We start from the raw sequence: 25,775 nt of genomic DNA, 5'->3' as shown, positions 1-25,775 counted from the left end.
CTGTCGGGCGCAAGGCAAGCAGGTGAAGTTAGTCCATCCGCAGACCGAAACCGTGCATCAGCCGCCTGATGGCTGCATCGGGCGCACCGGAGGTCAGGCGCGCGATGTCGCGCGTATCGTCCAGCGTGGTTGCTGCGGTACCGAGCGGATCGAGCAACGAGAGAGCGCGCCGGGCAATCGCCTCTGCCGGATCGATCCAGTCGACCGGCCAGGGCGCGGTCTTGCGCATTCGGTTGACCAGAAACGGATAGTGCGTGCAGGCAAGCACCACGATGTCGGTACGTGCACCACCCTGCTCCAGGAAACACGGCTCGATCTCAGCTCTCACCTGCGCTTCGTCGACGAACCCCGCCCGCATATAGGTTTCGGCAAGCTGCGCCAGGCGGTCGCTGCCCACCAGCCGGACATGACATTTGGTTGCCCATGAGGCGATCAGGTCGCGCGTATACTGCCTGGCGATCGTGCCCGGCGTTCCGAGCACGGAGACGAGACCGGAGCGCGTGCGTTCGGCCGCCGGCTTGATCGCAGGCACCGTGCCGACGAACTGCGTCTCGGGATAGGCAGCGCGCAAATCGGCAAGCACGATGGTCGACGCCGTGTTGCAGGAGATCACAACAATCTCGGGTTCGAATTCGGCCAATAGCGGTCCCATGAGACCCACCACACGGTCTGCCAGCGCGCGCTCTTCCCAGGCGCCATAAGGAAAACCCGCATCGTCGGCGACATAGACAAAGGGGCGGCCGGGCATCAGCACACGCGCCTCGCGCAGTACCGTCAGCCCGCCAATGCCTGAATCGAAGAAAAGCACCGGTTTCATTTCAGTCTTTGTCGCCCTCGCCGTCTGACGCAGATGCACCCCGCGGCTTGTCCGGCGTGAACCGGTCGAGCGACGCCACGATGCCACGCAGCACCCTGATCTCCGGCTCGGTGAACCCGGGCCGCGTCAGAACCGCCTGCAGACTGTCCAGCATTTTGGGCTTTTTCGAGGGCGGACGGAAATAGCCACGCGCGGAAAGTGCTGCATCCAGATGATCGACAAGGCCCTGAAGCTGGTGGCGCTCGGCCGGCGGGAACTCCGGTCCCTCGAACGCGGTCTGGCTGGCGTGATCAAGGCCCGATTTCATCCACTCATAGGCCATCAGCAGCACCGCCTGCGCGATGTTCAGAGAGGCATAGTCGGGGCTGACCGGAAAGGTGACGATGGCGTCGGCGCGGGCGATCTCTTCATTGTAGAGGCCGAAGCGTTCGCGCCCGAACATGATACCGGTTTTGTGGCTGCCGTCGAAGCGCCGGCGCAGCTCGGCAGTGGCATCAACAGGCCCAAGCACCGGCTTGAAGCCGTCGCGCTCACGCGCAGTCGTTGCCAGCACATAGTTGAGGTCTGCCACCGCCTCATCGAGTGTGTCGAAGAGTTTCGCCGCTTCCACCACATGATCGGCGCGGCTCGCCGCCGCGACAGCCTTCTCGTTCGGCCAGCCGTCGCGCGGGTTCACCAGGCGCAGTTCGCCAAGGCCGAAATTGGCCATGGCGCGGGCGACCATGCCAATGTTCTCGCCCAGTTGCGGTTCGACCAGAATGATGGCCGGGCCGCCGGGCCGTTCTTTTGCAGTACCTGTCATGAGCCACCGGCGCATTGATTGCGCGTTTTTACGGTCCCTGCCATATTCGTTCGCGCTTGAGAAGCTTGGGCCTTTCAATGGCTGATGAACTTGCTGACCGTATCCGCGCCGAAATCGGCGGCCTGCCCGGGCTCGGAGAAATCCGCATGATGGGCGGGCTTTGCTTCACGCTACACGGCAACATGCTCGTCGGCATCATGAAAGGCGGCGACCTGCTGGCGCGCGTCGGCGCGGATGGCTACGACGCCGCGCTTGAGCGGCCGGGCGCCGGACCGATGGAGTTTACCGGCCGTCCGATGAAGGGCTTCGTCAATGTCGATGCCGGCGTGCTTGACGACGCAACGCTCAAGGAATGGCTCTCCAGCTGTCTTGCCTTTGTCGGTCCCATGCCGCCGAAGGAGAAGAAGGCCAAGAAAACCTAGCCGCCTACAAACGCCGCAATCGCGGCGGCGACGTCATCCGGCTTTTCGTGCAGGATCCAGTGGCTGGCGCCGGGGATTTTCCTCACGGCCAGCTGCGGCGCAAAACGGTCCAACCCTTCCAGGCATGACGGCAGCAATGCGGTATCGGCCTCGCCCCATAAAACCAGATGCGGCATCGCGACCCTCATTGTCTCCGCCGACAAATCGAGCACGGAACGCCCGGGCGGCACCGGGGCTCCGGCTTCCGGCACGATGATCGGCGAAGCGCGGTACCAGTTGAGCATGGCAGTCAGCGCTCCGGGCTCGCCCCACGCAGCGCGGTATGCAGCCGCCTCCTCCTCATCCAGCCACGACGTTTCGGAGAAGCTTGCGAGCATCTGCATCAATCGCCGGTAGTCGTCTTCAGACAGCCCCTGCTCCGCCTTGGGCGAAATCAGATAGTGAAAATAGCGGCTCGCCTCGCGTTGAGCATCGTCCTCGAACAGCGCCCGCTGGAAACAGGCCGGATGTACGCCATTTGCGATGACCAGATGGCTCAGGCGTTCGGGATGGGCAAAGGCATAGGCATAGGCCACCGAAGCCCCCCAATCATGCCCGGCAAGGACGAAGGGCTTGCCGGGGCTGAGCGCGTCCGCCAATGCCGCAACATCTTCGGCGAGCGCTTTGGCACGGTAATGTTCCATGCCCTGCGGCTTTGACGAGCGGTTGTACCCGCGCTGATCCGGTGCGACGACGAAATAGCTGTCGGCAAGACGTTCCATGACGGCGCGCCAGCCGGCCCAATACTCGGGAAAGCCGTGCAGCATCAGGATCAGCGGCGCGTCTTTGCGGCCCATCGCGGCATAATTGATCGTCACGCCACCGGCGGTATTTTGGCCGAAGCGCAGCGCCGCACCATTCGCACCCATTATTCGTTCCTTCTGCTACAATCGCCCAACTTTGCCTTCTCAACATTGGGTGATATAGGGGCCGCAAATCCAGCAAGGTGGCGGGTACCCGTCCGGTTTTTCCAAACAACGAGGCATTTCACATGGCGAAGATCAAGGTGGCAAATCCCGTCGTCGAGCTCGATGGCGACGAGATGACCCGCATCATCTGGCAGTTCATCAAGGACAAGCTGATCCATCCCTATCTGGATATCGATCTCCGCTATTACGATCTGGGTATCGAGAAGCGCGACGAGACGGACGACCAGATCACCGTCGATGCCGCCAACGCCATCAAGGAACACGGCGTCGGCGTGAAATGCGCCACGATCACGCCGGACGAGGCGCGCGTCGAGGAGTTCGGGCTGAAGCGCATGTACCGTTCGCCCAACGGCACCATCCGCAACATTCTGGGCGGTGTCATCTTCCGCGAGCCGATCATCTGCCGCAACGTGCCGCGCCTTGTGCCGGGCTGGACGAAGCCGATCATCGTCGGCCGTCATGCGTTCGGCGACCAGTATCGCGCGACCGATTTCAGGTTCCCCGGCAAGGGCAAGCTCACCGTCAAGTTCGTCGGCGAAGACGGCACCGTGATCGAACATGAAGTGTTCGACGCGCCTGGTTCGGGCGTTTCGATGGCGATGTACAATCTCGACGACTCGATCCGCGATTTCGCACGCGCCTCGATGAATTACGGCCTTCAGCGCGGCTATCCGGTCTATCTGTCGACCAAGAACACGATCCTCAAGGCCTATGACGGCCGTTTCAAGGACATCTTCCAGGAGGTCTACGAGACCGAGTTCGAGGACAAGTTCAAGGAAGCCAAGATCACCTATGAGCACCGCCTCATTGACGACATGGTGGCGGCAAGCCTGAAATGGTCGGGCGGTTATGTCTGGGCCTGCAAGAACTATGACGGCGACGTGCAGTCCGACACGGTGGCGCAGGGCTTCGGTTCGCTCGGCCTGATGACCTCGGTGCTTTTGTCGCCCGACGGCAAGACGGTGGAAGCGGAAGCCGCGCACGGCACTGTGACCCGTCATTACCGCCAGCACCAGAAGGGCGAAGAAACCTCGACCAACTCGATCGCATCGATCTTCGCCTGGACGCGCGGCCTCGCGCACCGGGCCAAGCTGGACGACAATGCCGAGCTGAAGCGCTTCGCCGACACGCTGGAGAGAGTTTGCATCTCCACGGTCGAAGACGGCTCCATGACCAAGGATCTGGCGCTGCTGATCGGCCCCGACCAGCCCTGGCTCTCCACCACCGGCTTCCTCGACAAGGTGGATGAGAACCTGCAGAAGGCGATGGCCTGACGGCCACGGTGACCAGCAAGCCGCGCCTCTTCGGCGCCGATTACAGCGTCTATGTACGGATCGCGCGGCTTGCACTTGCCGAAAAGGATGTCGGCTACGAACTCGTTCCAGTCGACATCTTCGATCCGGCAGGTATTCCGGAATGGTATCCGGAACGCCATCCATTCAAACGCATTCCCGCATTCGAGCACGGCGATTTGCGGCTGTTCGAAACCTCAGCGATCTGCCGCTATGTCGACGAGGCTTTCGACGGGCCGCCGCTGCAGCCCGGTGACGCCGCCGGCCGGGCGACAATGAACCAGACTATCGGCCTGCTGGACGCCTATGCCTACCGGGCGATGGTTTGGGGCGTCTATGTGGAGCGTGCCGGCAAAGCGAGCCGCGGCGCAGCTTCGGATGATGACGTGATCGCTGCATCAATGGCCGTTGCCGAAACGTGCCTGGCGAGCCTCACCCGCCTCATGGGCTCCGCACCATGGCTTGCCGGCGAACGGCCGACGCTTGCCGACCTTCATGCCGCGCCTATTTTTGCCTACTTCACCCAGGCGCAAGAGGGAGCCGCGTTGCTCGACGCGCACCCACCTGTTGCGGCATGGTGGGACCGGATACAGGCGCGCTCAAGCTTCGAAGATACACGCCCGACCGCGAAATAAGTCAAATCGATCACGGAACGCTGGCAATCGCAGCGCCGCCTGCTTTACATCGACACCATACTAGTATCTCCGCTTTCTGCGAATTCCAGCAAAATTACCTAAATAATAGTATTAGATTTCCGCAAATATTATCCCTACGCTCAGCAACTCAATCAGTTGCAAAGGCGGGATGACATGCGAAGACTCGATAACTATTCCGGCGTTCACTCTCTTGCACATCGGCGCGGAGCCCCTCCGACAGGAGTTCCCGCGCTAACCAGGCTTTTAGTTCTTACCTGCGACAGAAAAGACTACGACGCATTTCTCGGACAGCAATCTCAGCCTGCAGCGAACCATCACCACCGGGCGTTCGACTTTCTGGAATTTCAAGCTCACGAGATCCAGAAGACCTTTGTATATATCTGCGAAAATCTGGAAATTCCCGAGGCTGCGATACGCTTCGAGCGATCGGCATATTCCATTTATGCCATCGGAGACATGTTTCTCACGATCGCCGTCGACCGGTACCGCGACTATCTTTCCGTCCAGTTCATTCTGGATATCAACCCGGACAAATCTTCCTCAAAATTCTACAGTGAGTTCTCCGTCAACGATACATTATTTCCGCTATTCTTCGAAAAGTACCGCGAAAATTCCGCCTCTCGGACAAACTCCAAAGTCCTGGAGTGCATCGAAATTCTCTCAGGGAACCGGAAAAGCGGGACAGACGATGCCAGACAATATCTATACGAGAAAATATGGAGCCTCATCGATGAGGTCATCTGCTTCGATTTTGACGAACAGAATCTGAAGCTTAAATGGATTACCGATTACCGGGGATGCGTTCTATCCGCCCGGACATCTTCGGCGATCCTCAACCATACACTTCCGGTTCCCGCAGCCGAAAGGCAATCGCAGGCCGCAGACCAATTCAAGAAGCAACCGTTTCGCACGCTCCGGCGACTGATCGGCGACACGCAAAGCCGACAGCGCGAAATCGTATGTTTCAGCATATTTCGCGGCTCCGCGATCTATATGAGCCATCTGGGCGCGCCCATGTCCAACACCACCGCGAATTCAGGCGGACTGGCCGACGCGGATTTCACGGCGTTTGCCGCGATAGCGCTTCCCGGGCGCCGCTGGCAGACCGGGCGACTTATCTACCGAATGAACCAGATCGGCGCTTTTCGCCTGATGGCGCTCAAGGACTATGACGAATTCCTGCACGCCGGCGAAGACGCCAAAGCCATATTGAGCGATCTCGAACGGCTGAGTGCGATCGAATATTCGGAGGACAAACTTTCGGCCAAGCTGACAAACCTGAAGGCGCTCAAGATACGGATCGACCGCCTGGGGCATGGCGGCATATACGAGCTGAAGTACAAGATCCGAAGGTCAAGAAACTCCACGGACAGGTTTCGCCAGACCGTCCAGACGATGGACCTGAACCGAATTGAAGGCTGGCAATCCTACGACGATTTTGTGATCAGAAGGCTGAACCCCGTTTTCCTGCACGTCGCCACGATCGACGACAGACTGAACCTGCTCCAGTCCTCCTATCACGCAACACTATCGGAACTGGACAACGAGCTGCAGAGGGAAAGCGGGCAACACCTGGTTCAGATCCAGGACGAAATCCTGACCTCGCATACATTCCAGCACAAAATCGAATCTATCGCCCTCGCCTATTACGGCGGCACGCTGGTGTATTATATCTCGTTCGGCGCGTGTGTATATTTCTACAAGAACCCGATATTCGACATCCCGATCTTCGACATAAAATACTTTGGGTCAGCCTATGTCGAAACGACCGAGAAGAACATGAAAACGCTGTCTTTCAGCACGATGACGATCTTTGCTTTTTTCTATTACAAATATCAGGAATGGAAGCATCACAAGAAGACCAAAGCGCGCAACGAGCGGCGAAAGGCGATCCGAAAGGGTGAAACGGTCGAAACGACGCCAGTGAGGCTCGGCATCTGGACTTATATCGGGGAAAAGGTCCTTCTGAGAGGCTAGGCGACGCTTCCATATCTGACATGAATCTTCACTGCTGGCTCTGCCATCTGGCGGTCTCTGACCTCTATCGAAAGTCTGGTTTTTCATTAGATCTTCCAGCACGCTATCGACATAGACGAACGAGGGTGCCAAGTGCCGGTTCATGACTGACGCTGTAAACGACGCCGGCTGGCGCCAACTTCTGACGGGCGGCAACGCCACGAAAATCGCCGTTGTTTCGCTCGGTGTGTGGCTGCACGCCGCCGACGGGCTTATGGTCGCCACCATGATCCCGGCGATCGTGACCGATATCGGTGGCGCGCCGCTGATCGGCTGGATATTCGCGCTCTACGAAATCGGCTCGATTGCCGCTGGCGCCTCGGCCGCTCATCTGCTGCGGCATGTCGGATTGCGCCAGGCGATGACGGCTGCCGCACTCATTTACCTCATCGGCTGCGCCATCAGCGCGATGGCACCGACCATGCCGGTCATGCTTGCCGGGCGGGTGCTTCAAGGGCTCGGCGGCGGCGGGCTGGTGGCGCTGTCCTTTATTGCCGTAGCCCGGCTGTTCCATGCCACGCTCATGCCACGCGTCATGGCCGCTGTTTCGGCGCTCTGGGGCATGTCGGCCTTCGTCGGTCCGCTGGTCGGCGGCGTTTTCGCCGGCGCCGGGGTCTGGCGCTGGGCATTCTGGGCCTTTGCCATTCAGGCGGCATTGCTTGCATTGTGGCTGTGGCGCACACGGGTGATCGAACTGCCGCCCGACGAAAAGGAGGCAATCAGGACACGTTTCCCGGCCTACCGGCTCGCGTTGCTTGCAGCGGGGGTCACCTCGATCGCCGCGGCGGGGCTGGCAGCGACGCTGCTGCTTTCGCTTTTCCTCGTTGGGCTCGGAGTGGCCTGCCTCGGCCTCTTCGCCCTGCGCGATTCCCAAGCCGGCGAAGGCCGCATGCTGCCGCCGCAGGTTTTCAACCCCCTCGCCACGCTTGGCGCGCCGCTGGTCATGATCATGTGTTTTGCCATCTCAACCATCGCGCTCGGCATCTACGGACCGGTGATCATGGTTACCGTACATGGCCTGACGCCGCTTGAGGCAGGCTACGTGATCGCGCTGGAATCGATCGGCTGGTCGGTGGCGGCCATCCTGATTGCCGGCATTCCGGAGCGCTGGGACCGCACAATGATCCTCGCCGGATTGCTGGTCATCACCGCGTCGGTCTTCGGCCTGGTCTACGCGCTGCCTAACGGTCCGGTATCGGCAATCGTGGCACTCGCGATCCTGCAGGGGGCCGGTTTCGGCGCGGCCTGGACATTCGTGCTGCGGCGCGCGACCAAACTGGCGCCGCCCAGCGAGCACAATCGGGTTGCGAGCGCCATCCCCACCCTGCACCGGCTCGGTTACGCCATCGGCGCCGCAGCCATCGGTATCGTAGCCAACGCAGCAGGTTTTGCCGACGGTATCGACGTTGAAAGCGCACGCAGCGTAGGCTTCTGGGCTGTCGTAGCCAGCCTGCCTTTCGCCTTGCTTGGGCTGTTCGCCGCTCTCAATTTCGTGCGCGAGCGAAAGGAACCGGCGCGAGTGGCAGGATGAAGCGCCTCGTCCGGCACCTGTGGCGAAACAACCGGCTGCTGCTGATAGCCTTTACCGTAGCGGCGGCACTGACATTGTTTTTTGCAATCCGCACGGCGGCGTTCTTCATCTACTGGTCGAACCACCAGAATGTCGAAATCGAAGGCTGGATGACGATTGGCTACGTTGCCCATTCCTACCGTCTGCCTCCCGAAGAGCTCCAGAAAGCGCTGGGCTATGATCCGCGCAAACCGGAGCGGCGGCCGCTCGGCCGCATCGCTCAGGAAACCGGCGAGCCTCTGCCTGAGCTGATTATGCGTGTCGAAGCCGCTATCGAAGTTGCGCGGCAGGAGCTGCAGGAACGCCGCCCGTGAGCGCGGAACTGCTCGAGTTCTTCACGGTCTACGGGTTGCCGGCAGTTGCAGCCATTCTGGCGACTGGCCAGTTCGGCGTGCCGCTGCCGACTTCGATCCTGCTGATGACAGTCGGCGCTCTGCTTGTGGAGGGCGACATCTCGCTTGCAGAGGCGTTTTTGTGGAGCCTTGGCGGAGCAGTTGCCGGCGACCAGCTCGGCTACGCGGTCGGGCGCTTCGGCGGCCAGGGCGTACGAAACTACGTTGCCGACAAGCCGCGCGTCGGGCAGCAACTTGCGAAAGCCGAGGCCTATTCGTCGCGCTGGGGCGCGATGGGTGTGTTCCTGACGCGCTGGCTCATCAGTCCGCTGGGGCCGATGGTCAATGTCGTGAGCGGCCTTGCACGCATGCGCTGGCTTACATTCCTGGCCTGGGACATTGCCGGCGAAACGATCTGGGTCAGCGGTTACCTGGCGCTCGGCTACCTGTTCAGCAGCTCGATCTCGGCGATCGCCGACCTCATATCGAACGCGGCCTGGCTGCTGGCCGCCGCCATTGTCACGCTGTTCCTCGGGTGGCGTCTTCTCAAGGCAGCGCGCAAACAGCCGGTCGGCGCCGCCTAACCGGCAAGCGCAGCTCGCACGGCCGACACCGCGTCATTTGCCTTCGCGGCATCCGGCCCGCCTGCCTGGGCCATATCCGGCCGGCCGCCGCCGCCCTTGCCGCCAAGCGCCTGCGAAGCGACGCGCACCAGATCCACAGCGCTGAAGCGCTGTGTCAGGTCTTCGGTGACGCCGACCACAACACTCGCCTTGCCGTCATCCGAAGTGCCGACGAACACGGTTACACCCGAACCGAGTGACTTTTTGCCTTCGTCGGCCAACGATTTCAGGTCCTTGGGCGCAACACCGCTGACGACCCGGCCGAGGAAACCGACGCCGCCGACATCTTCTTTCTCCGACGTGCCGCCCGCAGAGGACACACCGCCGCCAAGCGCAAGCTGCTTGCGTGCCTCGGCCAATTCACGCTCCATCCGGCGGCGCTCTTCCAGAACGGCATCGAGGCGGCCCGGCGCATCCTGCGGCGAAACCTTCAGCGCTGCAGCCATCTGGCGCAGGCGCCGATCCTGCTCGGCAAGATGATCGCGCGCGGCGGCTCCTGTCAGCGCCTCAAGCCGTCGCACGCCGGATGACACCGCGCCTTCCGACACCACGCGCACGAGACCTATGTCTCCCGTCGCGTTCACATGCGTGCCGCCGCACAGCTCGACCGAATAAGGCTTGCCCGCCTTACCGCCGCGAAGTGCGGTGCCCATGGTGACGACCCGTACCTCGTCGCCGTATTTTTCGCCGAAGAGCGCCATTGCGCCGGACTCGATCGCTTCATCGACCGCCATAAGGCGCGTCGAGACGGCACTGTTTTGCAGCACGATCTCATTGGCGATCGCTTCGATTTCGGAAAGTTCGGCATCACCGATCGGCTTGGGGTGCGAGAAGTCGAACCGGAGCCGCTCAGGCGCCACCAGCGACCCCTTCTGCGCCACATGGCCGCCAAGCACTTCGCGCAAAGCCTCGTGCAGGAGATGCGTGGCCGAATGGTTGGCGCGGATCTGGCTGCGGCGGCGATGATCGACTTCAAGTTCGGCCGCCGCGCCCGGTTTCACCTCGCCCGACATGACCTTGCCATAATGCACAAAAAGGCCATCGCCCTTCTTCTGCGTGTCGGACACGGCAATCTCGAAATCGTCGCCACGGATCACGCCGGTGTCGCCGACCTGGCCGCCGGACTCACCGTAAAACGGTGTCTGGTTGAGGATCACGGCAACGTCGTCACCCTTTTTGGCCGCGGGCACTTCCGCGCCGTCGTGCACCAGGGCGCTGATCACGCCTTCGGCGGCTTCGCTGGAATAACCCAGAAACTCGGTGGCCCCGAGCTTCTCACGCAGCTGGAACCAGATCGCTTCCGCGGCGGCCTCGCCAGAGCCGGCCCAGCTTGCGCGCGCCTCTGCCTTCTGGCGCTCCATCGCGGTGTTGAAACCGCCGGTGTCGACGCCGATGCCGCGCTGGCGCAGCGCATCCTGCGTCAGGTCGAGCGGGAAACCATATGTATCGTAAAGCTTGAAGGCGGTCTCGCCGTCGAGCGTGTCGCCGCTGCCGAACGACTGCGTTGCTTCCTCCAAAAGGCCGAGGCCGCGTGCCAGCGTCTTGCGGAAGCGCTTTTCCTCGAGCTGAAGCGTTTCGGTGATGAGCGGCTGGCCGCGAACGAGTTCCGGATAGGCCTGGCCCATTTCCTGAACCAGCGCCGGCACAAGCCGCCACATGAGCGGCTCGGAGGCGCCGAGAAGCTGTGCGTGACGCATGGCGCGGCGCATGATGCGGCGTAGCACGTAACCCCTGCCCTCGTTGGAGGGCAAAACGCCATCGGCGATCAGAAAGCTTGATGCGCGCAGATGGTCGGCGATAACGCGGTGGCTGGCCCTGGCAGCGCCCTCCGCCTTCACGCCGGTCGCCTCAACCGAGGCTTTAATCAACGCCTGGAACAGGTCGATATCGTAATTGTCGTGCTTGCCCTGCATGACCGCCGCGATACGCTCCAGGCCCATGCCGGTGTCGATCGACGGACGCGGCAGATCGATGCGCTCGTCAGGCGTGACCTGCTCGAACTGCATGAAAACCAGGTTCCAGATTTCGATGAAACGATCGCCATCCTCGTCCGGGCTTCCGGGCGGACCGCCTGGAATGTGCTCGCCATGGTCGTAGAATATCTCCGAACAGGGACCGCAGGGGCCTGTATCGCCCATCGCCCAGAAATTATCGTGTGTCGCAATGCGGATGATGCGGTCGTCCGGCAGGCCGGCGATCTTTTTCCAGAAGGCGGCGGCATCGTCGTCGGTGTGGTAGACGGTGACCAGCAGCTTCGAGGGATCGAGACCGAATTCGCGGGTGATGAGGTTCCAGGCGAGTTCGATGGCGACATCCTTGAAATAGTCGCCGAAAGAGAAATTGCCCAGCATCTCGAAGAACGTGTGATGGCGCGCGGTGTAGCCGACATTGTCGAGATCGTTGTGTTTGCCGCCGGCGCGCACGCATTTCTGCGCCGTGACCGCGCGCGCGTAGTCGCGCTTCTCCAGCCCGGTGAAGACGTTCTTGAACTGGACCATGCCGGCATTGGTGAACATCAGCGTGGGATCGTTGCGCGGCACCAATGGACTGGAGGCAACGATCTCGTGACCGTTGGAACCGAAATAGTCGAGAAAAGCCGACCGGATGCCGTTAACGCCGCTCATAACCCAAGCCTTTTCGTGAAACGCCGCAGCCAAGCAGCGATTGGAACAGGGCTTTTAGACCAAGTTCGGTGCAGTTTGAAACAGTTCTGTTTGACCCGGCCGCACCATGCCTGCGCAGATGAGCCGGACAGGCATCGGCACGCCATCCGGCGACCCGCTGCCCGCGCCACAAACAAAAACGCCGCCGGTACGAAGCGGCGGCGTTTCACTCAACTCAGATAAGGGTCAGGCTTCGGCCGATTCACCGCCGGCTTCAAGGTCGTCCGGACCGCCCTCCTCAAGGAAACGCTCGGCGATCAGCCCGGCGTTCTGCCGCAACGCCTGCTCGATCTCGTTTGCCATTTCGGGATTGTCGCGCATGAACTGCTTGGCGTTTTCACGCCCCTGCCCGATGCGCTGCGAGTTGTAGGAGAACCAGGAACCCGACTTTTCGACCACACCGGCCTTCACGCCAAGATCGATCAGTTCACCGGTCTTGGAGACACCCTCGCCGTACATGATGTCGAACTCGACCTGCTTGAAGGGCGGCGCAAGCTTGTTCTTGACCACCTTGACGCGGGTCTGGTTGCCCACCACCTCGTCACGGTCCTTCACGGCACCGATGCGGCGGATATCGAGACGCACGGACGCATAGAACTTCAGCGCATTGCCACCGGTGGTGGTCTCGGGCGAACCGAACATGACGCCGATCTTCATACGGATCTGGTTGATGAAGATGACCATGGTGTTGGAGCGCGAAATCGAGGCGGTCAGCTTGCGCAGCGCCTGGCTCATCAGCCTGGCCTGAAGGCCGGGCAGCGAATCGCCCATCTCGCCCTCGATCTCGGCGCGCGGCGTAAGGGCGGCAACCGAATCGACCACCAGAACGTCGATCGCGCCGGAGCGCACCAGCGTGTCGCAGATCTCCAGCGCCTGCTCGCCAGTGTCGGGCTGCGAGATCAGCAGATTTTCGAGATCGACGCCAAGCTTGCGGGCATAGACGGGGTCAAGCGCATGTTCGGCGTCGACAAAGGCACAGATGCCGCCCTTCTTCTGCGCCTCGGCGACCGTGTGCAGCGCCAGCGTCGTCTTGCCCGAACTTTCCGGGCCATAGATCTCGATGATACGCCCCTTGGGAAGACCGCCGACACCGAGCGCGATATCGAGACCGAGCGAACCGGTGGGGACGGTTTCGATTTCGACGACCTGCTCATTGGCGCCGAGGCGCATGATCGAGCCCTTGCCGAAGGCGCGCTCGATCTGCGACAGGGCCGCATCCAGAGCCTTTGATTTGTCCACTGAACTTTCCTCTACGAGCCGCAATGAATTTTGCGCCATCTTATCACCCCTTGGTCGTCATCGAAGACCGGACAATCCGGTGTCCCTGACTTTTTTGTACACTTTTTGTTCCATTTTTGCAAGGGCCTCAACATATTGATCGAAATGCACTTTCCGAGATGTTCCATCTGTGTTCCGCCTGGAATGCACCGGGATGTATCCCCTTGAAACATGTAGGGTGATTTGCTATATGTAGGACATGAGCAAAACACCGAAACTTCCGACCGTCCGCGAGTTCCTAGAACGCTTCCCCGACGATGATTCGTGCTTGGATCATCTGATGGAAACTCGTTACGGAAAGCGCCACGAATGCGCAAAATGCGGCAAGCCGGCGAACTACCACCGCGTGAAAGCCCGCCGTTGCTACGAATGCGATTTCTGCGGCTATCAGGTCTATCCGACCGCAGGGACGCCATTTGAGAACACCCGCACGTCTCTGCGTGACTGGTTCCACGTGATGTTCATGTTCACCACGTCCCGCAACGGCGTATCGGCCAAGGAAGTCCAGCGCACTATCGGCGTGACTTACAAAACCGCTTGGCGCATGTGCAATCTCATTCGCCAGTACATGGGCTATGTCGATGGCGACAACAGCCTAGGCGGCAAAGGTGGCGGCATCGTTGAGGCCGATAAGGCATTCATTGGCGGACGCGACAAGCTCGGACAAGACGACAAGGCGGTTGTGCTCGGCATCATTGAGCGCGGCGGGGAAGTCGTTACTCGCGTCATTCCATCCAAACGCGCCAACCATGTGATTCCCGCGATCTTCAAATGGGTGCGTCCTGGTTCGCGTATCGCGACCGATGAGGCTGGCGCATTTCGTGAGCTATCCGAACACGGTTATCGCCACGGGACCGTCAATCACAGCGCGAAAGAGTACGTTTCAGGTGAAGTCCACACGAACAACATTGAGGCGTTCTGGTCGCATGTGAAGCGGTCGATTAACGGGACTTACGTGACCGTTTCGAAGAAGTGGCTCCAGACTTACCTTTGGGAGTTCGAGTTCCGTCAGAACCTGCGGAAGCAGCCGCACCTGATGTTTGACCTGCTTTTGCAGTCTTTCCCGCGTCCTGCTCGCTAAACGGCGGGCGGGCTATCATGGCCCTCAAGAGCTTGTCGAAGCGGGTGTTAGTGGGCATTTCGGCCATTCATGTTCCTTAGTTGCTGTAACGGCGATTCTACCCGATAGTCACGTGTGGGGCGAGGGGTTCTAGTGCCATTCCGATGACTGACCGCGAGCAGTTTGCATTAGTTGCACCTTGGATTGCCGTGTTTGTCGGATTGGTTCTGGTTGGTGCATTCGCTTACCTGTGGTCACTAGATCGACATCAAGACGAATACGAGAAATATCGCGCCGCCGAATATGCTGCCCGCGCTGAGCAGGAGATAGAGCGCACCTGTGCCGGGATGGATGCTGCCGCCTATTCGAAATGTTCGTATAAGATAATAGAAGCCACCAACGAGCATCAGCGCGCCGAGCGCGACCTTACCGCCCAACAGGATATGGCGATCTATGCGCTGTTGATGGCGGTAATATCCGTCATAACGGCTGTTATCACGCTGATCGGTATCTTGTTTGTCTACCAAACTCTGGGAGAGACCAGACGGGCTTTCTTCTTCGATCAGCGCCCATGGTTGGATTTCACTGTCTCCGAATACCGGATCAGTAGAATTAAAGGGGCTGCGCTGATAACCTGCGAGATTAGGGTCCGCAATATCGGAAAGAGTCCAGCGTTTGGCGTCAGGGCGGGAAGTGATTCTATCCCCGATGGTGGCGACTTGCTTGCCACTGCCTTCGGCGCGATTGCGAACGTCGAGGGGAATTCCAACGAAGCCCCTATCGTATTGATGGACGGCGATGACACGATCTATCACCAGGTTTTCATCGCAGATGAAAACATGGTTCTTGTGCAGGAAGATGTATTCAAAGCGATGCACATCGCAATCGCTATTGTCTACAGATCGACGTCCACCGGCACAGAGCACGTTACCCTCAAGACGTTTGTCCTGCGGGATGAAGCTCAGTACCCCACCACACACCTCTCGTTTGGTCAGCAGACTTTCCTTCGCGAGCAGCGCGGATATCGCGACTACACATAGGATGGCGGCTAGCGTAACCACCCCACAAAATTGCAATACATGCTTGACGGGGATACATCCCAATGCACCCGCCCAGCATTTCAGCTTCGCCTGCGGCGGGCGCACCAGACGCCGTGGTTGCCGCCTCGAAGACACGACGGATTCGCCATGACAGGCGGCACGGCCCGTTCGTCCGTATTGCCTCCCAGGATATTTGACTTTTACGTAAACGCCATGTCACACAGGCTGCCTCAAAAACAGCCACGGTTGACCAGGTGCGCGATTATTATTCCATCACGGAACTGACCCGCGAGTTCGGGATTTCTACGCGCACGCTGCGCTTCTACGAAGACGAGGGTCTGATCCACCCGGCGCGGCGCGGCCGCACAAGGCTGTTTCGGCCGTCGGACCGCCATCTGGTGCGGCAGATCATTCGCGGCCGCCGGCTTGGATTCTCGATCAACGAAATCCGCGAGATTATCCAGATATACAAGGAGCCGCCCGGCGAAGTCGGCCAGCTGAAGCTGATGATCGAGCGCATCGACGAAAAGCGGGACATGCTGCGTCAGAAACGCCGCGACCTGGAAGAAACGATCGAAGAACTCGACAATGCCGAAGAGGCCTGCGTCGAGCGACTTGTGGAGCTTGGCGTCTCGACCTGAAACAGGCCTACAGCGCCAAGATTAGCCGCAGATCCCGGCAGCTAAACTGCAAGATCATTTGCGCGAACTCATCACAGCCTTACATTCCGTTGCGTAAGCAGCACTGCCACTTATAATCCCGATGCAACAAACAAGCTGACGGGGGATATCGCGGTGGTATATGTCGCTACTTTACTGGCAATCATCTTGCTGCTTGCGCTTGGGGTTTATGTGCTCAAGAACCTGCCGGGCGGCAACGCACCCGGCCGGGAGCCGGAAGACAACGGCAATAACAGCGATTCTGGCGTCGTCTACGAGGTCAGCGACGTTTGCTTCAAGCTCAAGCAGAGCCTTCCTTCCGGGCAACCTTCCGCCGATTACGACACCTACGTGCTTGAGGATCCCAACCAGTTCAAACTCTACACGATCACCAATCTGACGGTGCGCGGCCTGCCGCCCGGCGATACCGTCCGGCTCACCTACGATCATTCGAAACACAGCCAGGGCAGCGTGCGCAAAATCGTTTCGCAAATCGATCTCGCCAACGGGCAGTCAAGCTCGGAGTTCAATGGCGCAGTGGCCAACCTGCCGCAAATATCGAACCGCGGAGACGTCATCCGCTGGGAAGGCGTGGTCAAGACTTCGGGCACGCTCGACAAGCTGCCGCGCAGCATCGAAGTCTGCATGGACATGCGGCACGAGAGCTAACTTCCGCCAGCCGAGGGCGCGTCAAAGCCAGCGCCGGACCTTCTTCTGGTAGTCGCGGTAGCGCTTGCCGAACCGCTCGGCCAGATGCCGCTCCTCCTGCCTGATCGCCAGAAACGTGGTCGCGATGGCAGCCAGCGGCGCAAGCAGTAAGAACCAGAGGCTGCCGGCGATAAAGCCTATCGCAACCATGAGTGTGGTGTTGCCCAGATAGATCGGGTTGCGGCTGAGCGCGAAAGGCCCGCCCGTAACCAGGTGATCGGCTGCCCGGTGGGGCAGGATCGTCGTTCGCGCCTTGCGCATTGTCCGCATCGCACCGAAATCGAGCGCGAGCGCCGCCAGAACCATCAGCCAGCCCAGAGCGAACAGCAGGTCGGCAAGTGGCGGGCCGATCCAGGGCAGCGGCCAAAGCCATTGCGCGACGATAGCCAGAGCCACCGCCGCGACATAGATCATCGGCGGCCAGGGCAGACGGCTGGGCGGGGCGGAATGCTCGCTCATTCGGTTGCCTCGCCCTCCCCCATATCCTGCTGCGCGTTGAAGGTGCACATGGACGCCACCTCGTTCAGCATCGCGATCTGCTCTGCATCTTGCTCGCTTGCAAAGACCGCGTCCAGTGCGCCGGCGGCAGCCAGCCTGTCGTAGACGCAGCCGCAATAGCGGGCACAGAAGTCCGCGTCATGCGTTTGCGCGCATGTGGCCTCGCAGGCAAGGCCGAACTGCTCGGCATCGGATCGAAGGGCGGGCGGAGCCACCTGGGAGAAAAGCCAGACGATTGCAATCAGCAGCGGCTGGTGGGCCAGATAGACGACCAGGCTGTGGCGCCCCAGAAAGCGAAACGGCGACGACCAGCGCCCCAGCGCAAACCGCGCCCGCTCCACTAGGCCGGTACGGCTCGCAAGGCTTGTAACCGCAATGCCGGCCAACACCGCACCGAACCAGGGGAAAAGCGGGACATAGTCGTTGGAAACCGGGTCGGAACTCGACAGTCCGATCCACCAAAAGACGGGCGCGTCGAACATAGTCGAGCGCAGATACCAGGGCGCGGCTATGAAGACGGCCGCGGATGCGGCGCTCACGAACCAGGGCAGGTTGAGGAAAAAGAGGCCAAGCACCGAGGCGAGCGCGATCTGGTGCAGAATACCGAAGAAGATGAAGCCGCCCGGTACCGCAAACCAGGTCACGAGCGAAATCGCGAGTGCGGCGCCCGCCACCATCGCCAGGCGCCGCAGATAGGGGCCCGACCGGACGCCGCCGGAATGGGCCAGATAGAGGCTGATGCCGACGATGAAGAGAAATGACGACGCAATGCTGCGCGCAAAGAGCTTCCAGCCGCCCACCGCCGTCATGCCCGGCTCGGCATAACCGAAAAACTCCAGGTCCCATGCGAAATGGTAGACGGCCATCGCAACCAGAGCGGTGCCGCGTGCAAGGTCGAGCAGTTCGATACGCGATTTGCCTGCCGGCCTGTCGTACATTAGGTCATCTCCGCGATGCAGAATCCGCATACGCCGCGATAGCACGTAAATCACCTCACCGCTCAACCGGAGAACGGACTTGCATTCTGTCGATGCCAACGGTGCGCACATTCCTTCAATCGGCCTTGGAACCTGGACCTTGCGGGGCGACCAGTGCGCCGATCTCGTCCAGGCGGCGATCGAAACCGGCTACCGCCACATCGATACGGCAGCAATGTACAAGAACGAGGACGATGTGGGCCGCGGCATCGCCCGCGCCGGCGTGCCGCGCGACGAACTGTTCGTTACCACAAAGGTCTGGCCGACCGACCTAGCGGCGGCCGATTTCCGGCGCTCGGCGGAACAGAGCCTCGATCGCCTCGGCCTCGAACAGGTCGATCTGCTTCTCATCCATTGGCCGAACCCGGCCATTCGGCTGAGCGAGACCATCGGCGCTCTTGAGGCGGCGCTGAAGGACGGGCTCACCCGCAATATCGGCGTTTCCAACTTTCCGACCGCGCTGCTCGCCGATGCCATGTCACTGGCCGGCCATTCGCTTTCGGCCAATCAGGTCGAATACCATCCGAAGCTCGACCAGTCGAAGGTGCTGGCGGCGTGCCGGGCAGCGGGAATGGCCATGGTCTCCTACTGCCCCCTCGGACGCGGGCTCGATATCCTGCACGAACCGGCCGTCGCCGAGGCGGCAGCGAAACACGGCCGGACGCCGGGGCAAATCGTCCTGCGGTGGCATGTTCAGCAGCCTGGCGTGATCGCCATTCCACGCACCACGCGACGCGAACGGCTGGCCGAGAATCTCGATGTCTTCGGTTTCGAGCTCACTGAAGCGGAAATGCACGCAATCTCGGCTCTGCAGGCAGCCAACAATCGAATCTGCGACTTCGAATTCTCACCGGTCTGGGACGGCTGATACAATTGTGTCGGCGGTTACACGCAATTAACCGTGCGTTAGCTGCGCGCTGCTAGCGTTCCCGTGGTTGCAATTCGCGCGCAGCTTTCATGAGCCTGCGCGGCAGTTCAGCCACATGCGCATAAAATGCACTGTGGCTGTTTCGGAGTGGGGCACATGCAGGCGTCGATGGCCATATCGGAAGGCGTCAAGGACACCGCTCAGTCCGTCGTGGAAGTCATGAGCAAAGCCGGCGTCATCGGCCTGCCCCGCAACTATGAACTCTATTACGAAGCCTATGCGGGCTCCAACGAAGCGCTGCGAGTGGCGCTTTCCAAGCTCGGACCGCGCCCGACCCAGTTGGATCTCGACCAGCTGTCGCGCGATTTTTTCGCTCTGAACAACCGCGAGGGCATCGTCGAAAGCGCGCATGACCAGATCACCGAAAAGATCGAAGAGGTGATGAGGCTGTTGATGCGCGAGCGCAATTCGCTCGAGAAATACGGGACGATACTGGACCGCACTTCGGCCGGGTTGAGCGGGCACCGAGCACTCAACGTCGACATTTTGCGCAAGATTGTCGGCATCATGGCCGTTGCAACCGATTCCACGATCGAACAGGGCCGCCAGATTGCGTCGTCGATCGCCGACCGGTCCGCCGAACTGGAGGACGTGAAGACCAAACTGGTCGAATACAAGAAACTCGCCGACACCGACCCGCTCACACAGTTGGACAACCGCAGAGCCTTCGATCGGGCGATGGCTGCGATCTACCAGGATGAAAAAGGGCGTCTTTTCAACGCGCTCATTGTTGCCGATGTCGACCGTTTCAAGGAAGTGAACGACCGCTACGGCCATCCTACGGGAGACCACGTATTGCAGCAGCTGTCGCACATCCTGCGCACCTGCGCTGCAGACAACATGCCGGTTGCGCGCACCGGCGGCGAAGAATTCGGCATCATTGTCGAAGGCCTGAGCGAAGAGGCGACCTTGCGAGTCGGAGAAGACATTCGCAGGGCAATCGAAAAGGCTTCGTTCCGGGACAATTCAGGGCTCGCCCTCGATGAAACGATCACCGTTTCGGTCGGCGTATGCATGGCATCCGAGGCCACCAGCGCGGACGACCTCTACGCCAAGGCAGATCAGGCACTCTATGCGTCGAAAAACGGCGGCCGCAACCGGGTGACGAAGTTCCCGGTTGCCGACAAACCGCCGGCGCGCAAAAGCTGGCTGATCTACCGCACGGACTGATCCCGCGGGCAGCAGCCGGACGCCGGCCGCAGATTTTCAACCCAGAATTGGCCGCATTTCGACTTCAAACACGTCATTGTGCCGCGCATTTCTGCCTGTTAGGTAGCGGGTGGAGAGGATTCCAAGTCATGTTGAAAAGAAATACCGCCATTGTATTTGCCGCAGCCGTGTTTGCAGCCGGCTGCACGACCGACCCGTTTACCGGTGAGCGAAAGCTCAGCAACACGGCCGGTGGTGCGCTGATCGGCGCCGGTGTCGGCACCGTTGCCGGACTCGTGATCGGCGGCGGCGGAAACCGCAACGCAGCGCTTATCGGTGCAGGCATCGGCGCGCTCGCCGGCGGCGGCATCGGCGCCTATATGGACAGCCAGGAAGCCGAATTGCGGGCGCAGCTCGCAGGCACCGGCGTAAGCGTGACGCGCGTTGGCGAAAACATCATCCTCAACATGCCGTCCAACATCACCTTCCCGACCGATCAGGACACGGTGAGCACGGGCTTCTATCCGACGCTCAACGCCGTGGCCGTTGTGCTGGCGAAGTTCAACCGTACGCTGGTCGACGTTTACGGGCATACCGACGCAACGGGCGACGAAGGCTACAATATCGACCTTTCGCAGCGCCGCGCGCTTTCAGTTGCGACCTATCTGAATGCGCAGGGCATCGACAGCCGGCGCTTCTTTATTCAGGGCTATGGCGAATCGCGACCGGTCGCAACCAACGCAACGCCTGAAGGCCGCGCGCTCAACCGGCGGGTCGAGATCCAGCTCTCGCCGCTGAAATAGGCATCAACCGAAGCCGAACCACCAACTGGCCAGGCCCAGGAAGGCGAAGAAGCCGACCACGTCCGTTACCGTTGTGACGAAGACCGATGAAGCGATGGCCGGGTCGATGCCGAACCGGTCGAGCAGAAGCGGTATCAATATGCCGGCCAGCGCTGCAGCCAGCATGTTGATCACCATGGCGGTTCCGATGATGACGCCAAGTGTGATGTCGTCGAACCAAAGGGACGCCACCACGCCCATCACGATTGCGAAGACGACGCCATTGAGAATGCCGACGACCGTTTCGCGGCGAATGATGCGGCCGGCATTGTAGATATCGAGATCGCGGGTCGCGAGTGCCCTCACCGTGACCGTCATTGTCTGCGTTGCGGCATTGCCGCCCATCGAAGCGACGATTGGCATCAAGATGGCGAGCGCCACCATTTGCTGAATCGTTGCATCGAAAAGGCCAATCACCAGCGAGGCGACAATCGCAGTTGCCAGGTTGACCAGCAGCCACGGCACACGCGAGCGCGTCGTTGCGGCCACAGTGTCGGACAGTTCCTCGTCGCCCACGCCGCCCATGCGCAGCAGGTCTTCCTCCGCCTCCTGCTGAATGACGTCGACCACGTCGTCGATGGTCAGAACGCCGACGAGGCGCTCGTTCTCGTCCACCACTGCGGCCGAGAGAAGGTCGTATTGCTCGAAAATCTGGGCCGCTTCTTCCTGATCCATCTGGGCAGGCACGGCATGGCGCGTCTCGTGCATCACCTCGTCGATCTTGACGCCGCGCTTGGTGCGCAGAATGCGGTCGAGATCGACAGCGCCGAGAAGATGGAACGTCGGGTCGATAACGAAAATCTGGCTGAAACTCTCGGGGAGGTCCTGTTCCTCGCGCATGTAGTCGATCGTCTGGCCGACCGTCCAGAACGGCGGAACGGCGACGAACTCGGTCTGCATGCGACGCCCGGCGGACTCTTCGGGATAGGCCAGTGAGCGGCGCAGGCGCACCCGTTCCGTGAAGGGCAGCTTGGCGAGAATCTCGTCCTGATCGGCCTGGTCGAGATCTTCCAGAATGTAGACCGCGTCATCGGAATCGAGTTCCGCCATGGCGCGAGCGATCTGCTCGTTCGGCAGCGCATCGACGATCTGCGCGCGGATCGCATCGTCGACCTCGGTCAGGGCGGAAAAATCGAAATCGTTGCCAAGCAGGTCGATCAGAGCGCGGCGCTGCTCCGGTATCAGCGCCTCAAGAAGATCGCCTACCTCCGACTGGTGAAGCGAGCCCACGTCCTGTCGCAGTGCGAGGATGTCGCGATCGCCGATGGCAGCGCCGACATGAGCCAGAAACTCGGGCAGGATCGCGCCGTCTTCACCGTAGATGTCGGAGCGGTCGTCGCCGTCCCATTCCTCATTCGAAGGGACGTCATGTTGCTGATTTTCCAACAGGCCCTCCTCGTTCGAATGCGGCGACACCAATTGGTCTAGCGCGCCATTGAAGCGAACTCAAAAGGAATTCTGCCCGGCTGCAGCGGATAGCGCTGCTAGCCTCACGGCGGCGGCCGGCTATCCACATCCGCGCTGCGGCCAGGCAAACGGCGGTACGGCAACAGCATCCAGACCAAAGCGCCGATCAGACCAATGACTGCCAGTACAAGCCCCATCAGCGCCGACGCCGCGATCGCAGCCGGCAGGGGATGCCCCATTGCATTGAGCAGAAACGCCGACGTGCCTTCGCGCACCCCCCAGCCGCCTATCGATATCGGGACCATCGCGGTCAAGGCGCCGCCCTCGATCACGATCGTCATGTCGGCAAGGCTTGCGTCCAGGCCCAGGCTCATCGCGGCCATCCAGGCGCTGGCGCCAATCAGGAGATTGGCGACGGCAAGCAACGGCACGATTGCAGTCCAGAAGCGGCGCGCGTGCACGACACCGGCATATGTTCGCAGGAACTCGGTGATGCGCCCGGCCCAGCCGCGGCGCGAATCCGGAATGAACTTGGTCCCCCAGGCGACAGCCAGACCACCCGCAACAACGACAACTGCGCCCGCAGCCAATATCTGCCATCCCGGCACAAGTGTGAGTGCGGTCGAAAACGCCGCGGCAACCGCGACTGCCGCCGCAAGCCCCCACAGGCCGAATGCGCGGTCGATCAACCCACATTCGGCGGCACGCCTTGCCGTCAAACCGTGGTCATATGCGCGGTAGGCACGAACGACATCGCCGCCCACGCCCGTCGGCAGGAACAGGTTGAAGAACATTCCCTCGAATGTCCCCCATACCGCCACACTGCGCGGCAGCTGCGTTCCAAGCACATCGAACACCGCGCGCCACCGCAGCGCATTAACGACGACCACAAGAACGAAGCAGGCGACCGAAGCAGCCGCATAGACCGGCTGCGCGGTTTTCAGAACCGCCCAAACCTCACGCAGACCGGCATTACGCACGAGCAGATAGATCAGGCCCGCACCGACCGCCAACTTGGCTGTGATGACAAGATATCGAAGCTGCACGGGCTCCCCTTCCGCAACGAAGGCGTCCTTTCGCCAAGCGCGAAGGACAGCCTGATTCGGATAGTGAAGGAAGGGAATGGTGCGGTCGAGAAGTGTGGCATAATCGTGAGATATCAAGGTGTTGCGAAACCAATTGCCCAAAGGGCGCCCCTTGATTCTGTTAGAGAACTCGCCCCGTGCCCCAATTCCAAGCCCCATTCCCTATAGCTTGTGTAACGTGAGGAAGGACTATGGATACGAAAACCATCAAATGGGCGGAGCGCCGTTTGGGCCGTAAGCTAAACGTGTATCGGTCAGGAAATCGCGACTTCGTCAGCCTCACCGACCCTGAAATTCGCAAACTTACGGCAGGGCCACGACCGTTGCGCATGTTCCTGTTCTTGTTCGCAGGATTTGCCTTCGCGCGGCTAGTCATATTTTTGGCAGAGACTTACGGCAGCTAGCCCACCCCACCACATAGAAGGAGATTGAGGCCAATGAGCGAGATGGTGCAATTCCCCGGCATCGTCGTCAAAACTGATCCGCCACGACGCTTACCCGTTGAATGCGGTAACTGCGGCTGGACTGGGTGGCGGAAGCCCGGCAAGCTTGTCTGGTGCCCTAAATGCGGATCGTGCGCAGGGTTTCAACCCACGAACGATGTCTGACCTCCGCCGCTTCAATCGCACATTCTACCTGGTGCTTGCCATCTTCATAATCATGATAGCACTGGAAGGGGTGAAGTACGTGCTTTGGGGTTTGAGTATTATCGCTGGAGAGTGAGAAGCGAGGCGACCGGGAAACCCCAATCCTTGGCTATCCTTGCGGACCTCGCTGAAATCGCGCCGTATGCATCCGACGACTTCGCGGAAAAAGGATATTCTGGACGCCTGAACGCCAGTTGCCTCAAGAGCCGCGCTCTCTCCCGACTATTTCAAGCCGAGTGCCATTTTAGACTACCCCAAACACCCCGGAAGTTCAACGATTCCGCTCCGGCCATCCATCGGCCCGTGAGGGCGGCGAAGCGATGACCGCGTTGGCCTTCTCCCCACATTTCGAACAGCGCAGCTTGGGCAAGAGCGCGTCCCTCAGTGCCGAGTGATCGCCGCCAAGCCGGTCGGCCAGCGCTACCAGATCGATCGCCTTGTTATGCCCGTTTGGGCAATAGGCCCTGATCGTATAGCCGTTGTCGATGCATTCCTGAATCGTGCCGTTGACGCGCATCGCATAACGGTATCAGGCGACTTCTTTGCAGAAAACGCAAAAAAGCCCGGCAGCCGAAGCCACTGGGCGGGAGATAAAAAGATCAGCGGGTAATTCGGAACACGTTGCTGGTGATGCGCAACTCCTTGGTCGGGAATATCGCCGGCTCGATTGTCCACAGTGTGCGCAACTGATAGGTGCCAACCGGCAGCACGCACCGCGTCGGCCATGTCCACCAGTTCAGATCGATGATGTCGGGAAACTGCGCCTCGGGCGAATAATCGTTCTCTCCGTTCGCAGTGCAGAAAGTGTAGAAGCCGTTCCCGCTCTTTCGCATGACGGTGGCAACCCAATGCCCGCGGAACGGCCTCTTGATGGTGCGATCGACGTCCATCAGCGGCGTTGAGCCTTCAACGGCATCATGTACATGGACCCGCTCGACATCGAACCAGAACGAGGCCGGCGGGAGTGCGAGCACGGCGACAAGCGAACCAAAGACGGCCAGAAACCAGACAAACCGCCACCAGGTCTCACGGGCTCCGTATTGAACGCTCTGCACCATGGTTGCCATGATCACCGTCCTTTTGTCTTGTGCCTGAATACCGCCCTGGCGAGCTCCATGACGTAAATGCCGAAGGCGCCAACGACGAATGATGCCCCGGAATACTGATGGCCGGGATCGACATTGAGCCAGCCGAGGACGGCCGCGATTGCGGGATAGAGCACCGGCGTTGCAAAGGCAGCGCAGAGCGTCCCCACCCCGACATGCTGGACAAAACGCCAAGGCTTAGACCAGTCCGCGGCAGCCATCGCAGCCGCGCCTGCTATACCCGCTATGGC

27 protein-coding genes are annotated in these 25,775 nt (G+C 60.6%); 15 read left to right on the top strand and 12 right to left on the bottom strand.

Annotated elements, in window-relative coordinates:
* Window positions 1-28: 28 nt before the first annotated feature.
* Together murI and EP165_RS17385 are read right to left on the bottom strand one after the other, a co-directional pair.
* Window positions 29-817 (bottom strand): glutamate racemase, encoded by a 789-nt coding sequence (gene murI, locus EP165_RS17390; RefSeq protein ID WP_127524117.1) that lies wholly within the window; start codon window positions 815-817, stop codon window positions 29-31.
* 1 nt (window position 818) lies between these two features.
* Window positions 819-1,619, bottom strand: a complete 801-nt coding sequence (locus EP165_RS17385; protein WP_127524116.1) for an RNA methyltransferase — start codon at window positions 1,617-1,619, stop codon at window positions 819-821.
* A gap of 77 nt (window positions 1,620-1,696) precedes the next feature.
* Here EP165_RS17385 and EP165_RS17380 point away from each other — a divergent pair, with 77 nt between their 5' ends.
* Complete coding sequence (locus EP165_RS17380; RefSeq protein ID WP_127524115.1) at window positions 1,697-2,041, top strand: TfoX/Sxy family protein; 345 nt, start codon at window positions 1,697-1,699, stop codon at window positions 2,039-2,041.
* Here the strand turns inward: EP165_RS17380 and EP165_RS17375 are convergent.
* Window positions 2,038-2,949 carry an alpha/beta fold hydrolase gene (locus tag EP165_RS17375; protein ID WP_127524114.1) on the bottom strand — a complete coding sequence of 304 codons (912 nt, stop codon included), beginning with the start codon at window positions 2,947-2,949 and terminating at the stop codon, window positions 2,038-2,040. The genes EP165_RS17380 and EP165_RS17375 overlap by 4 nt on opposite strands.
* A 122-nt stretch (window positions 2,950-3,071) precedes the next feature.
* Here EP165_RS17375 and EP165_RS17370 point away from each other — a divergent pair, with 122 nt between their 5' ends.
* The 6 genes from EP165_RS17370 to EP165_RS17345 all read left to right on the top strand — a co-directional run bounded on the left by EP165_RS17370 (window position 3,072) and on the right by EP165_RS17345 (window position 9,459).
* Entirely contained in the window at window positions 3,072-4,283 is a 1,212-nt protein-coding gene (locus tag EP165_RS17370; RefSeq protein WP_127524113.1) for an NADP-dependent isocitrate dehydrogenase, read from the top strand.
* 8 nt (window positions 4,284-4,291) lie between these two features.
* Window positions 4,292-4,936 (top strand): glutathione S-transferase family protein, encoded by a 645-nt coding sequence (locus EP165_RS17365; protein WP_127524112.1) that lies wholly within the window; start codon window positions 4,292-4,294, stop codon window positions 4,934-4,936.
* A gap of 477 nt (window positions 4,937-5,413) precedes the next feature.
* Window positions 5,414-6,934, top strand: a complete 1,521-nt coding sequence (locus EP165_RS17360; RefSeq protein ID WP_164743080.1) for a DUF3422 family protein — start codon at window positions 5,414-5,416, stop codon at window positions 6,932-6,934.
* A 142-nt stretch (window positions 6,935-7,076) separates the two neighbouring features.
* Window positions 7,077-8,504: an MFS transporter gene (locus EP165_RS17355; RefSeq protein ID WP_127524110.1), complete on the top strand. Its 1,428-nt coding sequence runs from the start codon at window positions 7,077-7,079 to the stop codon at window positions 8,502-8,504.
* Window positions 8,501-8,857 carry a hypothetical protein gene (locus EP165_RS17350; protein WP_127524109.1) on the top strand — a complete coding sequence of 119 codons (357 nt, stop codon included), beginning with the start codon at window positions 8,501-8,503 and terminating at the stop codon, window positions 8,855-8,857. Before EP165_RS17355 ends, EP165_RS17350 begins: the two co-directional genes overlap by 4 nt.
* Complete coding sequence (locus tag EP165_RS17345; RefSeq protein WP_127524108.1) at window positions 8,854-9,459, top strand: DedA family protein; 606 nt, start codon at window positions 8,854-8,856, stop codon at window positions 9,457-9,459. Before EP165_RS17350 ends, EP165_RS17345 begins: the two co-directional genes overlap by 4 nt.
* On the opposite strand, the gene alaS is transcribed toward EP165_RS17345, so the two are convergent.
* Window positions 9,456-12,122, bottom strand: a complete 2,667-nt coding sequence (gene alaS, locus EP165_RS17340; RefSeq protein WP_127524107.1) for an alanine--tRNA ligase — start codon at window positions 12,120-12,122, stop codon at window positions 9,456-9,458. The two genes, EP165_RS17345 and alaS, sit on opposite strands and share 4 nt — an antisense overlap.
* A gap of 225 nt (window positions 12,123-12,347) precedes the next feature.
* Window positions 12,348-13,439 carry a recombinase RecA gene (gene recA, locus EP165_RS17335; RefSeq protein ID WP_127524106.1) on the bottom strand — a complete coding sequence of 364 codons (1,092 nt, stop codon included), beginning with the start codon at window positions 13,437-13,439 and terminating at the stop codon, window positions 12,348-12,350.
* Between the two features lie 199 nt (window positions 13,440-13,638).
* Here recA and EP165_RS17330 point away from each other — a divergent pair, with 199 nt between their 5' ends.
* From EP165_RS17330 to EP165_RS17315, 4 genes are all read left to right on the top strand, one after another.
* Complete coding sequence (locus tag EP165_RS17330) at window positions 13,639-14,520, top strand: IS1595 family transposase (protein WP_127524105.1); 882 nt, start codon at window positions 13,639-13,641, stop codon at window positions 14,518-14,520.
* Window positions 14,521-14,663: 143 nt separating this feature from the next.
* A complete protein-coding gene (locus tag EP165_RS17325; RefSeq protein WP_127524104.1) occupies window positions 14,664-15,539 on the top strand; it encodes a DUF8453 domain-containing protein in 876 nt (291 codons plus the stop codon).
* A gap of 254 nt (window positions 15,540-15,793) precedes the next feature.
* Window positions 15,794-16,180 carry a MerR family transcriptional regulator gene (locus EP165_RS17320; protein WP_127524103.1) on the top strand — a complete coding sequence of 129 codons (387 nt, stop codon included), beginning with the start codon at window positions 15,794-15,796 and terminating at the stop codon, window positions 16,178-16,180.
* Between the two features lie 153 nt (window positions 16,181-16,333).
* The gene (locus EP165_RS17315; RefSeq protein WP_127524102.1) at window positions 16,334-16,867 is read left to right on the top strand and encodes a hypothetical protein; all 534 of its coding nucleotides are present in this window, start codon (window positions 16,334-16,336) and stop codon (window positions 16,865-16,867) included.
* A 21-nt stretch (window positions 16,868-16,888) separates the two neighbouring features.
* On the opposite strand, the gene EP165_RS17310 is transcribed toward EP165_RS17315, so the two are convergent.
* Window positions 16,889-17,365: a methyltransferase family protein gene (locus tag EP165_RS17310; RefSeq protein WP_127524101.1), complete on the bottom strand. Its 477-nt coding sequence runs from the start codon at window positions 17,363-17,365 to the stop codon at window positions 16,889-16,891.
* Entirely contained in the window at window positions 17,362-18,342 is a 981-nt protein-coding gene (locus EP165_RS17305) for a heparan-alpha-glucosaminide N-acetyltransferase (RefSeq protein ID WP_127524100.1), read from the bottom strand. The genes EP165_RS17310 and EP165_RS17305 overlap by 4 nt, the downstream gene beginning before the upstream one ends.
* A gap of 79 nt (window positions 18,343-18,421) precedes the next feature.
* On the opposite strand from EP165_RS17305, the gene EP165_RS17300 reads away from it, so the two are divergent.
* From EP165_RS17300 to EP165_RS17290, 3 genes are all read left to right on the top strand, one after another.
* Window positions 18,422-19,249: an aldo/keto reductase gene (locus EP165_RS17300; protein WP_127524099.1), complete on the top strand. Its 828-nt coding sequence runs from the start codon at window positions 18,422-18,424 to the stop codon at window positions 19,247-19,249.
* 156 nt (window positions 19,250-19,405) lie between these two features.
* Window positions 19,406-20,479: a GGDEF domain-containing protein gene (locus tag EP165_RS17295; RefSeq protein WP_127524098.1), complete on the top strand. Its 1,074-nt coding sequence runs from the start codon at window positions 19,406-19,408 to the stop codon at window positions 20,477-20,479.
* 128 nt (window positions 20,480-20,607) lie between these two features.
* Entirely contained in the window at window positions 20,608-21,261 is a 654-nt protein-coding gene (locus tag EP165_RS17290; RefSeq protein WP_127524097.1) for a YiaD family glycine zipper/OmpA-like lipoprotein, read from the top strand.
* Between the two features lie 3 nt (window positions 21,262-21,264).
* Here the strand turns inward: EP165_RS17290 and mgtE are convergent, their stop codons facing one another.
* Both mgtE and EP165_RS17280 read right to left on the bottom strand, forming a co-directional pair.
* Entirely contained in the window at window positions 21,265-22,686 is a 1,422-nt protein-coding gene (gene mgtE, locus EP165_RS17285) for a magnesium transporter (protein WP_127524096.1), read from the bottom strand.
* A gap of 104 nt (window positions 22,687-22,790) precedes the next feature.
* A complete protein-coding gene (locus EP165_RS17280) occupies window positions 22,791-23,753 on the bottom strand; it encodes a lysylphosphatidylglycerol synthase transmembrane domain-containing protein (protein WP_164743079.1) in 963 nt (320 codons plus the stop codon).
* Window positions 23,754-23,983: 230 nt separating this feature from the next.
* Between EP165_RS17280 and EP165_RS17275 the strand changes: the two genes are divergently transcribed.
* Complete coding sequence (locus EP165_RS17275; protein WP_127524094.1) at window positions 23,984-24,196, top strand: hypothetical protein; 213 nt, start codon at window positions 23,984-23,986, stop codon at window positions 24,194-24,196.
* Window positions 24,197-24,710: 514 nt separating this feature from the next.
* Here EP165_RS17275 and EP165_RS17270 read toward each other — a convergent pair.
* The 3 genes from EP165_RS17270 to EP165_RS17260 all read right to left on the bottom strand — a co-directional run bounded on the left by EP165_RS17270 (window position 24,711) and on the right by EP165_RS17260 (window position 25,745).
* Window positions 24,711-24,956, bottom strand: a complete 246-nt coding sequence (locus tag EP165_RS17270) for a hypothetical protein (RefSeq protein WP_127524093.1) — start codon at window positions 24,954-24,956, stop codon at window positions 24,711-24,713.
* 82 nt (window positions 24,957-25,038) lie between these two features.
* Window positions 25,039-25,506 carry a hypothetical protein gene (locus EP165_RS17265; RefSeq protein WP_127524092.1) on the bottom strand — a complete coding sequence of 156 codons (468 nt, stop codon included), beginning with the start codon at window positions 25,504-25,506 and terminating at the stop codon, window positions 25,039-25,041.
* 2 nt (window positions 25,507-25,508) lie between these two features.
* On the bottom strand, window positions 25,509-25,745 hold the full coding sequence (locus EP165_RS17260; RefSeq protein ID WP_127524091.1) for a hypothetical protein: 237 nt from the start codon (window positions 25,743-25,745) through the stop codon (window positions 25,509-25,511).
* Between the last annotated feature and the right edge of the window lie 30 nt (window positions 25,746-25,775).

Source organism: Mesorhizobium sp. Z1-4, assembly GCF_004000235.1.
Taxonomy (GTDB): Bacteria; Pseudomonadota; Alphaproteobacteria; order Rhizobiales; family Rhizobiaceae; genus RCIO01.
This window is presented reverse-complemented; position numbering and strand designations above follow the sequence as displayed.

Coding starts and splice junctions, on each gene's coding strand:
- EP165_RS17270 (WP_127524093.1), bottom strand. CDS start 24,956: ATGCGCGTCAACGGCACGATTCAGGAATGCATCGACAACGGCTATACG.
- EP165_RS17360 (WP_164743080.1), top strand. CDS start 5,414: ATGTTTCTCACGATCGCCGTCGACCGGTACCGCGACTATCTTTCCGTC.
- murI (WP_127524117.1), bottom strand. CDS start 817: ATGAAACCGGTGCTTTTCTTCGATTCAGGCATTGGCGGGCTGACGGTA.
- EP165_RS17305 (WP_127524100.1), bottom strand. CDS start 18,342: ATGTACGACAGGCCGGCAGGCAAATCGCGTATCGAACTGCTCGACCTT.
- EP165_RS17385 (WP_127524116.1), bottom strand. CDS start 1,619: ATGACAGGTACTGCAAAAGAACGGCCCGGCGGCCCGGCCATCATTCTG.
- EP165_RS17310 (WP_127524101.1), bottom strand. CDS start 17,365: ATGAGCGAGCATTCCGCCCCGCCCAGCCGTCTGCCCTGGCCGCCGATG.
- EP165_RS17375 (WP_127524114.1), bottom strand. CDS start 2,949: ATGGGTGCGAATGGTGCGGCGCTGCGCTTCGGCCAAAATACCGCCGGT.
- EP165_RS17380 (WP_127524115.1), top strand. CDS start 1,697: ATGGCTGATGAACTTGCTGACCGTATCCGCGCCGAAATCGGCGGCCTG.
- EP165_RS17265 (WP_127524092.1), bottom strand. CDS start 25,506: ATGGCAACCATGGTGCAGAGCGTTCAATACGGAGCCCGTGAGACCTGG.
- alaS (WP_127524107.1), bottom strand. CDS start 12,122: ATGAGCGGCGTTAACGGCATCCGGTCGGCTTTTCTCGACTATTTCGGT.
- EP165_RS17260 (WP_127524091.1), bottom strand. CDS start 25,745: ATGGCTGCCGCGGACTGGTCTAAGCCTTGGCGTTTTGTCCAGCATGTC.
- EP165_RS17350 (WP_127524109.1), top strand. CDS start 8,501: ATGAAGCGCCTCGTCCGGCACCTGTGGCGAAACAACCGGCTGCTGCTG.
- EP165_RS17290 (WP_127524097.1), top strand. CDS start 20,608: ATGTTGAAAAGAAATACCGCCATTGTATTTGCCGCAGCCGTGTTTGCA.
- EP165_RS17355 (WP_127524110.1), top strand. CDS start 7,077: ATGACTGACGCTGTAAACGACGCCGGCTGGCGCCAACTTCTGACGGGC.
- EP165_RS17370 (WP_127524113.1), top strand. CDS start 3,072: ATGGCGAAGATCAAGGTGGCAAATCCCGTCGTCGAGCTCGATGGCGAC.
- EP165_RS17275 (WP_127524094.1), top strand. CDS start 23,984: ATGGATACGAAAACCATCAAATGGGCGGAGCGCCGTTTGGGCCGTAAG.
- recA (WP_127524106.1), bottom strand. CDS start 13,439: ATGGCGCAAAATTCATTGCGGCTCGTAGAGGAAAGTTCAGTGGACAAA.
- EP165_RS17330 (WP_127524105.1), top strand. CDS start 13,639: ATGAGCAAAACACCGAAACTTCCGACCGTCCGCGAGTTCCTAGAACGC.
- EP165_RS17325 (WP_127524104.1), top strand. CDS start 14,664: ATGACTGACCGCGAGCAGTTTGCATTAGTTGCACCTTGGATTGCCGTG.
- EP165_RS17295 (WP_127524098.1), top strand. CDS start 19,406: ATGCAGGCGTCGATGGCCATATCGGAAGGCGTCAAGGACACCGCTCAG.